This window comes from Marinoscillum sp. 108 (assembly GCF_902506655.1).
Taxonomy (GTDB): Bacteria; Bacteroidota; Bacteroidia; order Cytophagales; family Cyclobacteriaceae; genus Marinoscillum; species Marinoscillum luteum.
In genome coordinates this window covers 570,711-581,993 of record NZ_LR734808.1, presented here as the reverse complement: position 1 = coordinate 581,993, position 11,283 = coordinate 570,711, and the positions used below count along the sequence as shown (strand labels likewise).

The window sequence follows — 11,283 nt, the reverse complement described above, 5'->3', positions numbered from 1 at the left end:
TTAAGGTTGGCGGTTTTATTCTTTTACAAATATGAGGTAAAATACACCCCTCTTTTATAAGATAAAAGGAAAACCGCCGCATTTCACCCGTAACGACCACCGTCAGGTTCTATTTCAAGATCCAAAACGAGAAAAGCTCTCCAAAATATGAAGAGCCTTTCCGTATTTAGCTGGTTCCTAATGAGAAGCCCCCAGGATCATTCCACATGTGTACCAAAAGACATTTTGAAAATCACCGGGATTTCTCAAGGATAAAGTTTATCCCTATCGCTGAGTTATACAATACCTAGTTTTAAGTAGTTCTGCCATGGTCTGACTAATTTTGGCGCATGAATATGAACGATACCATTATTGCCCTGGCTACCGCCCCGGGAGTGGGTGCCATTGGAGTCATCAGAGTCTCCGGACCGGCTACCATCGCCATCGTCAATAGTGTATTCAGGGGCAAAGACCTCACTGAGGTACCCAGCCATACCATCCACCTCGGAACCATTCGTGATGAGGAGAAAATCGTAGACGAGGTGCTCATTTCCATCTTTAGGGGCCCCAACTCCTACACGAAAGAGGATGTGATCGAAATTTCGTGTCATGGCAGTCCCTATATCATCCAGCAACTCATTCGCCTGCTCCTCACCAAGGGTGCACGTCTGGCCAAAGCCGGGGAGTTTACTCAGCGCGCCTTTATCAATGGGCGCTTCGACCTGGCGCAGGCCGAGGCAGTGGCCGACCTGATCTCCTCAGAAAACGAATCCATGCACCAGGCCGCCATGAACCAGATGCGCGGGGGATTCTCTCAAGAAATCTCTAAACTCAGAGAAGAGCTGGTGCATTTTGCCAGTATGATTGAGCTGGAGCTGGATTTTGGTGAGGAAGATGTGGAGTTTGCCAGTCGTGATGACCTCAAAAAACTCATTTATAGCCTGAAAGGGCTAATCACCCGCCTGACGGAGAGTTTCACGCTGGGTAATGCCATCAAAAACGGCATCCCTACGGTGATCGCCGGAAAGCCCAACGCGGGTAAGTCCACCCTGCTCAATGCTTTGCTCAATGAAGAGAAGGCCATCGTATCGGATGTACCCGGAACCACCAGGGATGTCATTGAAGACGTGATCAATGTAGACGGCATAGCTTTCCGTTTTACGGATACGGCTGGTATTCGCACCACCGAGGATAAGGTGGAGGCCATTGGTGTAGAGCGCACCTATGCTAAAATGAAAGAGGCCTCCGTAATTATCTACCTGATCGACCTGATCAACGACACGAAAGAGGACATTGAAAAACAACTGGCTTACCTCAAAGCCCTCAAAGTCCCCTATCTGCTGATTGGAAATAAAATGGACCGGGCAGACGCCAACCTATTGAACGCACTGGAGTCAGAAAACGCCCTGATGATCTCTGCCAGCCAAAAGGAGAACCTCGAAAACCTCAAAGAGGCCTTAAAAACCTTGGTTTCCCTGGATGACTTCAAGACCGGAAACACCATAGTGACTAATCTGAGGCACTACGAAAGTCTGATGGAAACCAACAAGGCACTGGATCAGGTGATCGATGGCATTGACCGGCAAGTGACCAACGACTTTGTGGCCATGGACATCCGCAACTCACTCTTTCACCTGGGGCAGATCACTGGAGAGATCACCACCGATGATCTGCTGGAGAACATCTTTAGCAAGTTTTGTATCGGAAAGTAATTACTTTTCTTTTACTTAGCTAAACCCTTCTTTTAGTGCATTTTAAGCGGTTTTTACTTCTTTTATTTGTTGCTAATCTTCCCTTATTTTCGTATATTTCGTTTCTAATTTGTTGCTATAGAAACAATTTTTGTTGTTAGCAACAGATTTACAGAGCACCGGAGAGATTATGTTACATACAGATACAAACTGATACAATCAGATACGTACTGATACATTTTCTCCCCTTTTAAAGAAACGTCATGAGCAGCAACATTCGAGTTCCTAAAATCTGTCAGCACTGCGGCAATGAGTTCATTGCCAAGACCACAGTGACCCAATTTTGTGGTGATCTATGTGCCAAACGAGCCTACAAGAAAAGGCAGAGAGAAAAGAAGGTTCAGGAAATTCCCTCAGTTGCTTCTCAGAAATCCCAACACAATCAGCAAAAGCTACAGGACAAGGATTTTCTCAGCATATCCGAAACCTGTGAACTACTTGGAGCAAGTAGAATGACCCTTTACCGCCAGATAAAGAGCGGTACTATCAATGCTGCCAAAATCGGGAGACGTACCATTATCAAGAGAACTGAAATCGAAAAACTGTTTCAAGCATGAAGGTTACACTAAGAAAACGCAATCAAGGTGGCCAGACCAGTTTATACCTGGACTACTATCACCAAGGGAAACGCAAAACGGAGTACCTAAAACTCTACCTCGACCCTAACGCCAAAACCAAAGAGCAAAAGGAAGTCAACAAGAAAACGCTCCAACTGGCTGAGACCATAAGAGCACAGCGACAAATCGAAATCCAAAACGGTGTTTATGGATTCCGTGACAATGAGAAGCTGAAAGGTAGTTTCACCGCCTACCTTGAATTGCTTGCCAATAAACGCAAAGACAGTCCGGGCAACTACGGAAATTGGGATAGTATGATCAAGCACATGAAGGCATTTATACCACAGGATATTTCCTTTGAGTTCGTGAATCGTGAGTTTGTCCAGGACTTCAAAGAATACCTTGACAAGAAAGCCACCGGACATGGAATCCAGAAACTTTCTCAAAACTCCAAGTACTCCTATTTCAACAAACTAAGAGCTGCACTAAAGCAAGCGGTGAAGGATGGTATCATTCCACACAATCCAGCAGAAGGAGTTGAAGCATTCAAGCAAGGAGAACCGGAAAGAGAGTTTTTAACACTGGAAGAGCTGCAAGCAGTTGTTAAAGCTGAATGTGAAATACCTCAGCTAAAAACCGCTTTCATTTTCTCATGCCTTACTGGCCTTCGTTGGTCAGATATAAATAAGCTTCTATGGTCCGAAGTGCAACACTCAAATGATATGGGCTACTACATTCGTTTCAGACAGAAGAAAACCAAAGGAGCGGAAACACTGCCTATCTCAGAGCAAGCCTTCGGTTTGCTTGGCGAACGCCAAGACAAAGACGAGCGAGTGTTTAAGGGATTGAAATACTCTGCCTGGCATAATCTCAAATTACAACAATGGGTAATGAGAGCTGGTATTACCAAGACGATAACCTTCCATTGCGCCCGTCACACCTATGCCACCTTACAGCTTACCGCAGGAACTGACATATACACGGTCTCAAAATTGCTTGGCCACAGGGAGTTGAAAACCACTCAGGTCTATGCCAAGATCATTGACGACAAGAAGAAAGAAGCAGCTAACAAAATCAAGTTGGATTTATGAGCACCGAATTAGACATATACAACCGCATTCTATTCCTCGACCTTCGGCCTTGGATGATTAGCAATGTTTCTGAAATGAAGTTTAAACAGGATTTAAACGACCTTGAAAAGACCTATTATCAAGTACAACCGAGCTTTGAACTTTCTTTTCTCAATCCCCTATCCAACAAGCGGAAATACTACACCTCACTCATTGACCATGAAGCAATCCGCTTTCTCAACAACCTCCACAAAGCAGTTGAAGAAGCTGTCAACGATAACGAAAAGAAATACCATGTTCATTGGGCTTTGACCAGAACATTACCACAAAAACTCAAAGAGCTTGCTCAGGTATTAATTGAACGCCAGTACCAAGAAGAGCAATACCAACCCAAGACAGGATTATCCAGCCAGGACAAAGTCTTGGCTGATGAATCCTTTATCATTCATTACCTAAAACATGAATTGGTTAGGTTGTACATGGAGATTCAGGAAGCCTACCCAAGTTTGCTAAAGCAAGATCCGCTAACCGAAGAAGAAATCTATTACACCTACTTTGAGCAAACAGCACCTCAACCAAGTGTAATCGTTGAAGCAACCAAAAAACCACTGGCCAAAGCTGCACCTATCAAACCTGATTCGGTTGAAACCTCCACATTTCAGCCCATATCAAATGATGTTCGCCCTGAAAAGAAAGGCATTTTGACTTTCAGTACCATTATCAAAAACCCTAATCGCTTTGGCAGTTTTGAGAGCAAGCTGCATGAGTACGGTTACATTGATGCTGACTACAACTTCACAAATAAGCATGGAGCCAAGAACGAACTGGCATGCATCTACCTCCACTTAATCAATAAAGGCTACTTCAACAAAAGGCAGTTTCCGGGAAACAAGGAAATCAAGGATGTAGCTATTCGCAAGTTCTTAGATCACCGCTACGCTACTGATATTGACAAGCAATTCAGAACTTATCGGAATGACCCTGATGCTGTAGCGGATTATGTAGATACTCAGTTCTGGCTTACCCAATTACCCAATTGTTGAATTGCGGTAATTTGCCGTCAATTTACCAATTCAAATTTCCACTCTTTTTCAATAACCCTTGTAAATCAACCACTTACAAGGAATGAAATTTCCATTTCTAAGGCTACCAAACCCTTCTACGGAACTTTGTCAAGTCCTTGATAATCAAGGATGACATTTGGCCAGATGTCCATTTCTAATTCTCTAATAATTAAGAAAATGGACGAAATATTAGAACGTCTCAAAATTATCGAGAAGCATGTTTTAGATCAAAACCTGATTCTCAAAAACGTACTGAACTTCAATGAAGCATGTCAGTACCTTGAATTGTCGCAATCGCACCTGTATAAGTTGACGAGTGCGGGTAGTATTCCATACTACAAACCCAACGGGAAAAAGCTCTATTTCAACCGTGCTGAATTAGACCAGTGGTTGCTTCGCAACCGCAATTCCACGCAGGATGAAATCGATCAGCGAGCTGCCGATTACTTAATCAAAAAAGGGAGAGTGAAGCTATGACAGAGATTATTGATTTAATCCTGAAGCTCTCTCAGGAGATTAAGACCATAAAGGCATACTTGCAGCAATACCAAAAGACACGACTGGAGAGATTCAATGAATCGTGGATTGATGGACAAGATGTAATGCAGTCGCTCCATATCAGCAAGCGAACCTTGCAGACCCTTCGGGACAATGGAACACTACCATACAGCCGTGTAAATGGCAAATTCTTCTACAAGCTCTCTGACATTGAAAAGATGTTGGAAGCCAATTACCAACCTTCAAAATCCACAGGTCATGGAAATAAGTAGAGAAGCCATTTTACACAAGACGCACTACGGCCTGAATATCTATGCCTATGTGTTGCGCCAATACTATCAAGGTGAAACAGTCCTTTCCCTTTCGGGAAGGGACTGTAAACCCACCAAGAACCCTTTCAATGCGGACAAGCCCACATTGATTGTGAAGGTAGTTGACGGATGTGCTACGCACACCGACACAGAAGAAGCCATTGCACAAGGCAATGTCTTTGATTTCGCCTCATTGCATTTTGGCTTATCGGGTCAGGAACTCAATGAAAAGCTGAATGAAGAATTGCATTTGCGCATAGGTCATAAAAATGGCTTTTACACTCAGGAAGAGTCACAACCACAAGTGGTTGCTCCTGTGCATGTGAAGCTAAAAGCTCCGCTTTTCAGCTTCTACACCAAGCCAGTTACCAATATCAATCCAACAAGAGATATTGATTTGGTAGAAGCCTATTCGATTATCAAGGGAGATTCATTTGCTACGTGTACAAGTACACTTCGCAGCATTCAGGATGTCAAGGAAGCCCGTAAGTACAAGGCGTTCAATTTCGATTACGTGACCTTCTCAGGCACTTTCTCACAACGAAATGATAAACACCTTAGAAAGCATTCAGGGCTTCTTACAATTGATTTTGACCATGTAAGCGACCTATCTGGATTGAAAGCGGAATTACTCAAAGACCAGTACTTTGAAACGGAGCTACTGTTTGTATCTCCTTCAGGTGATGGGTTGAAATGGGTAATTCCAATAGAGCTTACAAAGGCAAAACACCAGGACTATTTTAAAGCGGTAGCAAACTACATTCAGCACACTTACAAGCTGGAAGTAGATCAGTCAGGCAAAGACATTTCCAGAGCATGTTTCCTGCCTCACGACCCGCAAGCATTCATTAATCCCAAATACCTGTAGGTTATGGAAAAGAAAACGTTTAATCCGTTGGAATGGATGGAGAATCCTGCCCAACAATCGATAAATACAGAGCAAGCTCAACCATTGAGCAACAGCAACGAATCAGAAGTAGAAACTATCATTCAGCAAATTGAAGCGAACCAGATAGATATTACCACCGCTTACAGCGATTGGCGGAATATCGGCTTTGCCTTTGCTGATGAATTTGGAGAATCAGGCCGTGACTACTTCCATAGAATCAGTCGCTTCTATCCTGATTATTCAGCTTCCGAATGTGATCGGCAGTTTGACAACTGCCTCAAAGCAAAAGGTCAGGGCGTTTCCCTGAAAACCTTTTTCTACCATGCAAAGCAAGCTGGAGTTCAAATTTCCAAGCCAAAGACAACCAGCCAACCTACCAAACAGGAAATGCCGAATCTTCCAGATTCTTTATTTCCTGAACTTCCTGACTTTCTTCAAAAGGTGGTAAGTGTTGTCACATCCAATGAAGAAAAGGATCTGTTGCTCTTAGGCTCTTTGGTTTCAATCAGTGCATGTTTGCCCAAACTATTCGGAATCTATGATGGTAGAAAAGTCTATTCCAATATGTTTCTGTTTATTACAGCCCAAGCCTCCGCAGGTAAAGGCCGCTTGGTACATTGCCGCCAATTGGTCAACCCTATCCATAAGGAGCTGAGAGAACAAGCCAAGTTGCTAAAGCAACAGCATGAATTGGAAATGGCTGATTACAATACCAAGAAAGGCAAAGAAGAAGGAGTTGAAAAACCCGGCAAGCCACCTGAAAAGATGCTGTTCATTCCGGCCAACAATAGCTCTACTGGAGCCTATCAGCTTTTGGGTGATAGTGATGGCAAAGGATTGATTTTCGAGACAGAAGGCGACACATTAGCTCATGCCTTCAAATCCGATTATGGCAACTATTCTGATGGATTCAGGAAAGCATTCCACCATGAAACAATCAGTTACTATCGAAGAACTGACCGTGAGTATGTGGATATTGAAAACCCCTGCCTTTCGGCAGTGCTTTCAGGAACGCCAAAACAAGTTTCGGCTCTCATTCCTAATGCTGAAAACGGCTTATTCAGCCGATTCATTTTCTACTTTATGAATGTACGTCCAACTTGGAAAGATGTCTTTGCAGACACCACTTCTCAGGGCTTGGATGAGTATTTTGACACTTTAGGAGCTGAGTTCTACGAACTCTTTAAAGTATTGAAGGCAAGTCCTGAAATGCAGTTCTGCCTTACGGCAGACCAGCAAGCACAGTTCAATGGGTTCTTTGCCCAGGTGCAAGACCATTACATGACCTTGCAGGGCATTGACTACATGGCAACCATTCGCAGATTAGGATTGATTGCCTTTCGTATCAGCATGATTCTTTCCGCTTTGCGGATATTGGAAACAGGCGATACAAGTACTCAAATCATTTGTGAAGAACGAGACTTTCAAACTGCACTTGCTATGGTTAGGGTGTTAGTCAAGCATTCAGCCAAAGTGTTTACTGAATTGCCGGAAGATGTGAAACCAAGCCCTCGTAAGAATAGGAAACAAAAGTTCTTAGATGCCCTGCCCCAAGAGTTCAACAGGCAGAAGTACCTGGAAGTAGCCAAGCAAATGAATATTCCTGATAAGACAGCAGAAGGTTATATCACTGAGTTTGGTAAAAGTGGCCTAATACACAGAGAGAAGCAAGACCACTACATAAACCTGAATAGTCAGGAAGTTCAGGATTTTAAGGATGCTAAGGACTGACCGTCCTTGGCTTCCTCGGTTTCCTTAAAACCCTGAAGTAACTCACTTCCAAATCTTTGCCTTTATTATCCCTTTATTTTCTTATATTAGTCAAATATTGACAAGTCATAAATTGAAAGGTCATGCATTTTGGTGAGCAAATCAAACAGCTACGTGAAAAAAGAGGATTATTACAAAGACAACTTGCAGCAAGTTTGGAAATAGACACCCCTATGTTTAGCAAGATTGAGCGTGGAGACAGAAGGGCAAAGCGTGAGCATGTTGTTCAACTTGCAGAACTATTGGATTTTGATGTTAACCAACTCCTTTCACTGTGGCTTTCTGATCAAATATTAGACATTGTTAGCAGTGAGGAAGTAGCCTTGGAGGCATTACAAAATGCTGCGACAACACTCAAAAAGAATAAAGGAAAATAAACGCTATGGGAAAAAACTCACTATTCTTTAATATTCTGACATTCGATTGGCCGAAAGCTCCAATCACTTTTTACTTTTCAGATCAGGACAACGGAAAAAGCCAAAAGCTACACTTCACGCTATTTCCAAATGAAGCAGAGAGTTTGTTTCCCAATGTTGTTAGAAATAGCACCAACGAGCTTTATACCACATTCACAGGCGAGACTGAAGGCTTCCAGCCTTTGCAGATAGATTTTAAGACCGAGAATCCCGACCTGATAAGGAGATACTACAACCGCCAAATCAATTTCTATTTCCGCTCCATTCAAAAACAAATAGTAAAGGTTGGCTTTGTGAAGGAGAACCAGGTATGGTTAAAGTCTCGAAAAAATGAAACCTCTCAATGGTGGATATATGAGCGTTTCTCGCTCAAAGTCCAACTGAATACCGTTAGCAAGTTTCCTGAAATACTGCTATCCTATGATGGTCAGTCAAAAGTCTCTAAGCAAAGTGCAGCGGAACTAATCCATCAAGTAAGTCCTACATGCTTCAATTGGGTTATCAATGCCAATCAAATCAAAAGATGGGATTGGATTCAAAATGAAGAAGAACCGGACTATGACAATTGCTTTCCGGTACTGAACAAAGACTTGGAAGGTGCGTTGGGCATTTCTGCGGAAGCCCCGCCCCGAGACAATCGTTATCCAAAGTACCTCACACATATTCAGGCATTTTATAAAAAGTTTATCGATACTCCTAAATTCAGAGAGCTAATCCCTTTGCACAGTGGAGGCTTTATGGATGTTCCGATAACTCGTATTGACACCACTACACCTGAGAGCAATCAATTACTCTTTGGTGGCAACAATGCAAGTGAAGTTCCCAAGTTCGCACTGAGAGACCATAAGCCATTCAAACCAAGCCCCTACTCAAACATCCATTTGTTCTTTATCCTGCATGAAGATGATAAGGACATGGCCGTGAAGATTGAAGAGTATTTCAGGAAAGGCTACAAATGGTTCAAGGGAATGTATGACTATGCCAGATTACTGTTCCATACAGAGAAGGGATTCAGCATTGTTTTTAAGGACAAGGAAAACCCTATTCCTGAAATCGAAAGAGAACTATCAAACCGAGTCATAAACCCGGAAGTAAAGTACATAGCTGTTTATGTTACTCCATACGGCAAATTCGAGTACGACAAGGAGAAACGAGAAATCTATTACCAACTCAAAGAAGTCTTGTTGAAACGCAACATTACTTCTCAGGTAATTGATTCCAACAAAATGCGTGAGCAAGGTGAAGGATGGGTCTACAGCTTGCCAAACATTGCAGTTGCAATGTTGGCCAAATTAGATGGTATTCCCTGGCGTTTGAACACCCCCCATAAAAACGAATTAGTAGTTGGTGTAGGAGCTTTCAAGCATGTCGATGAAGGTGTACAATATATCGGTAGTGCATTCAGTTTCGGCAACAATGGAAAGTTCAATCGCTTTGAATATTTCCTAAAAGATGAATTGGATGTTTTGGCGGGTTCAATAGCCAGTTCCATAAAGGAATACGCCACAGTGAATGAAGACCCTGACAGGCTCATTATTCACTTCTACAAGACCATGAGCGAGAAGGAACTGGAACCCATTCAGGAAGCATTGGAAAACCTGAATCTTTCGATTCCGGTATTCATAATTGCTATCAACAAAACCGAATCAGAAGATATAGTTGCCTTCGACAACTCTTGGAATGAATTGATGCCGCCAAGCGGCACATTCATTAAGATAGGAGAAGCGAAATACCTTCTTTTCAACAACACTCGATACAACGGAGTGAATTACAGTAAGGCAGATGGCTTCCCTTTTCCTATCAAGCTCAAACTGAAATGTACCCAACCTGAATTGCTTCAAGAAATACGAGTAGTCAGAGAGTTGATAGATCAGGTGTATCAGTTCAGTAGAATGTATTGGAAATCAATCAGGCAACAGAACTTACCAGTAACAATCAAATACCCCGAAATGGTGGCTCAAATCGCCCCTCATTTCGTAGGTGAAGAAATACCGCCTTACGGCAAGAACAATTTGTGGTTTTTATGAAAGAAAATTTAGAAAATAAACTAGAAGATCGAAAAATTAAGCCAACCACAATGCGCCTATTAGTGCTTAGAAAATTGGTAGAATCTGGTGCAGCCATCAGTTTGAGTGATCTAGACGCAAAATTCGAGCAAGCGGATAAGGCAACACTTTATAGAACACTCAAAACCTTTGAAGACAAGAAGCTGATCCATAGCATTGATGACGGTACAGGTTCTGTTAAATATGCACTCTGTGAAGAAGGATGCGAATGTGAACCACAGGACCAGCATATCCACTTTCATTGCATAACGTGTGGCGAGACATACTGCCTGACACAATCCAAAATACCTCAAACTGTTATTCCTTCAGGATTCAAAGCCGCCAGTGCCAGCATGGTGTACAAAGGCACTTGTGCAAATTGTACCTAAACTTTGCAAACAGGTTGCATTCCTAAATCAATACATTTGTAGCAAGTGAAGCTTATAGTACACATATCATTCTCATTGATTTTCATCTTGCAGGTTATGTCCCCCAATTTGGACATGTGCTGCGAGTTGAAAAAACTACCTGACCTTTTCTCGCACTTTGAAGAACACAAGGCAAAGGGTGGTGACACATTTTTAGAGTTTTTGGTTGAAGATTATGTACACCACGATGAAAATAGTTCGGGGCATCATGACCATGACAAAGATGATGACCTACCCTTTCATGGCCAGCATCAGTGCTGTCATGGGCCCGTATTTATGACCCTTTTTCAGTATTTTCCTGAAATAGAAAATTTCTGCCTTACCAACCAAGTTAAAGTTTCTACTTATAGCTTTTCTCTTTGCTCTGAGTACTGTGAATCTCCTTTCCAGCCTCCCAAGGCCTGATTTTTCCAGACACCCACAGAAATCAATCTTTAAATTATTGCCAAAGGCAATGACTTAAATACATTTTGCCGTGCCGTCTGGTATCCCCGATGTGGGATAT

At 42.6% G+C, this 11,283-nt stretch carries 11 protein-coding genes; all 11 read left to right on the top strand.

Annotated features, from left to right (window positions below; genetic code table 11):
* Nucleotides 1-335: 335 nt before the first annotated feature.
* The 11 genes from mnmE to GV030_RS02425 all read left to right on the top strand — a co-directional run bounded on the left by mnmE (nt 336) and on the right by GV030_RS02425 (nt 10,739).
* The gene (gene mnmE, locus GV030_RS02475) at nt 336-1,691 is read left to right on the top strand and encodes a tRNA uridine-5-carboxymethylaminomethyl(34) synthesis GTPase MnmE (RefSeq protein ID WP_255465035.1); all 1,356 of its coding nucleotides are present in this window, start codon (nt 336-338) and stop codon (nt 1,689-1,691) included.
* 242 nt (nt 1,692-1,933) lie between these two features.
* On the top strand, nt 1,934-2,287 hold the full coding sequence (locus tag GV030_RS02470) for a helix-turn-helix domain-containing protein (RefSeq protein WP_159579466.1): 354 nt from the start codon (nt 1,934-1,936) through the stop codon (nt 2,285-2,287).
* Nucleotides 2,284-3,378 carry a site-specific integrase gene (locus GV030_RS02465; RefSeq protein ID WP_159579464.1) on the top strand — a complete coding sequence of 365 codons (1,095 nt, stop codon included), beginning with the start codon at nt 2,284-2,286 and terminating at the stop codon, nt 3,376-3,378. The genes GV030_RS02470 and GV030_RS02465 overlap by 4 nt, the downstream gene beginning before the upstream one ends.
* Nucleotides 3,375-4,400 (top strand): DUF6617 family protein, encoded by a 1,026-nt coding sequence (locus GV030_RS02460; protein ID WP_159579462.1) that lies wholly within the window; start codon nt 3,375-3,377, stop codon nt 4,398-4,400. The genes GV030_RS02465 and GV030_RS02460 overlap by 4 nt, the downstream gene beginning before the upstream one ends.
* Nucleotides 4,401-4,598: 198 nt before the next feature.
* Entirely contained in the window at nt 4,599-4,898 is a 300-nt protein-coding gene (locus GV030_RS02455) for a helix-turn-helix domain-containing protein (protein WP_159579460.1), read from the top strand.
* Nucleotides 4,895-5,191 carry a helix-turn-helix domain-containing protein gene (locus tag GV030_RS02450; RefSeq protein ID WP_159579458.1) on the top strand — a complete coding sequence of 99 codons (297 nt, stop codon included), beginning with the start codon at nt 4,895-4,897 and terminating at the stop codon, nt 5,189-5,191. The genes GV030_RS02455 and GV030_RS02450 overlap by 4 nt, the downstream gene beginning before the upstream one ends.
* Nucleotides 5,178-6,098: a BT4734/BF3469 family protein gene (locus GV030_RS02445; RefSeq protein WP_159579456.1), complete on the top strand. Its 921-nt coding sequence runs from the start codon at nt 5,178-5,180 to the stop codon at nt 6,096-6,098. The genes GV030_RS02450 and GV030_RS02445 overlap by 14 nt, the downstream gene beginning before the upstream one ends.
* A 3-nt stretch (nt 6,099-6,101) precedes the next feature.
* The gene (locus GV030_RS02440; RefSeq protein ID WP_159579454.1) at nt 6,102-7,850 is read left to right on the top strand and encodes a DUF3987 domain-containing protein; all 1,749 of its coding nucleotides are present in this window, start codon (nt 6,102-6,104) and stop codon (nt 7,848-7,850) included.
* Between the two features lie 122 nt (nt 7,851-7,972).
* Entirely contained in the window at nt 7,973-8,266 is a 294-nt protein-coding gene (locus GV030_RS02435) for a helix-turn-helix domain-containing protein (RefSeq protein WP_159579452.1), read from the top strand.
* A 5-nt stretch (nt 8,267-8,271) separates the two neighbouring features.
* A complete protein-coding gene (locus GV030_RS02430) occupies nt 8,272-10,332 on the top strand; it encodes a Piwi domain-containing protein (protein ID WP_159579450.1) in 2,061 nt (686 codons plus the stop codon).
* On the top strand, nt 10,329-10,739 hold the full coding sequence (locus tag GV030_RS02425) for a Fur family transcriptional regulator (RefSeq protein WP_159579448.1): 411 nt from the start codon (nt 10,329-10,331) through the stop codon (nt 10,737-10,739). The genes GV030_RS02430 and GV030_RS02425 overlap by 4 nt, the downstream gene beginning before the upstream one ends.
* Nucleotides 10,740-11,283: the final 544 nt, after the last annotated feature.

What these genes read in the sequence shown, in the direction of transcription:
- mnmE (WP_255465035.1), top strand. Translation starts at nt 336, where the DNA reads ATGAACGATACCATTATTGCCCTGGCTACCGCCCCGGGAGTGGGTGCC.
- GV030_RS02470 (WP_159579466.1), top strand. Translation starts at nt 1,934, where the DNA reads ATGAGCAGCAACATTCGAGTTCCTAAAATCTGTCAGCACTGCGGCAAT.
- GV030_RS02465 (WP_159579464.1), top strand. Translation starts at nt 2,284, where the DNA reads ATGAAGGTTACACTAAGAAAACGCAATCAAGGTGGCCAGACCAGTTTA.
- GV030_RS02460 (WP_159579462.1), top strand. Translation starts at nt 3,375, where the DNA reads ATGAGCACCGAATTAGACATATACAACCGCATTCTATTCCTCGACCTT.
- GV030_RS02455 (WP_159579460.1), top strand. Translation starts at nt 4,599, where the DNA reads ATGGACGAAATATTAGAACGTCTCAAAATTATCGAGAAGCATGTTTTA.
- GV030_RS02450 (WP_159579458.1), top strand. Translation starts at nt 4,895, where the DNA reads ATGACAGAGATTATTGATTTAATCCTGAAGCTCTCTCAGGAGATTAAG.
- GV030_RS02445 (WP_159579456.1), top strand. Translation starts at nt 5,178, where the DNA reads ATGGAAATAAGTAGAGAAGCCATTTTACACAAGACGCACTACGGCCTG.
- GV030_RS02440 (WP_159579454.1), top strand. Translation starts at nt 6,102, where the DNA reads ATGGAAAAGAAAACGTTTAATCCGTTGGAATGGATGGAGAATCCTGCC.
- GV030_RS02435 (WP_159579452.1), top strand. Translation starts at nt 7,973, where the DNA reads ATGCATTTTGGTGAGCAAATCAAACAGCTACGTGAAAAAAGAGGATTA.
- GV030_RS02430 (WP_159579450.1), top strand. Translation starts at nt 8,272, where the DNA reads ATGGGAAAAAACTCACTATTCTTTAATATTCTGACATTCGATTGGCCG.
- GV030_RS02425 (WP_159579448.1), top strand. Translation starts at nt 10,329, where the DNA reads ATGAAAGAAAATTTAGAAAATAAACTAGAAGATCGAAAAATTAAGCCA.